Annotated in this window: 1 rRNA gene; it reads right to left on the bottom strand. The window is 50.2% G+C overall.

Annotated features, from left to right (window positions below):
* A 23S ribosomal RNA gene (locus HPT30_RS00400) occupies positions 1–265 on the bottom strand; the annotation flags it as partial.

Raw genomic sequence — 265 nt, 5'->3', positions numbered from 1 at the left:
CTCTACGGCTCCCACCTATCCTGTACAGATCGTACCCAAATTCAATATCAAGCTGCAGTAAAGCTCCATGGGGTCTTTCCGTCTTGTCGCGGGTAACCTGCATCTTCACAGGTATTAAAATTTCACCGGATCTCTCGTTGAGACAGCGCCCAAGTCGTTACGCCATTCGTGCGGGTCAGAATTTACCTGACAAGGAATTTCGCTACCTTAGGACCGTTATAGTTACGGCCGCCGTTTACTGGGGCTTCGGTTCATAGCTTCGGGT

Origin of the sequence: Paenibacillus agri (genome assembly GCF_013359945.1) — a bacterium.
Taxonomy (GTDB): Bacteria; Bacillota; Bacilli; order Paenibacillales; family Paenibacillaceae; genus Paenibacillus_AQ; species Paenibacillus_AQ agri.
This window is presented reverse-complemented; position numbering and strand designations above follow the sequence as displayed.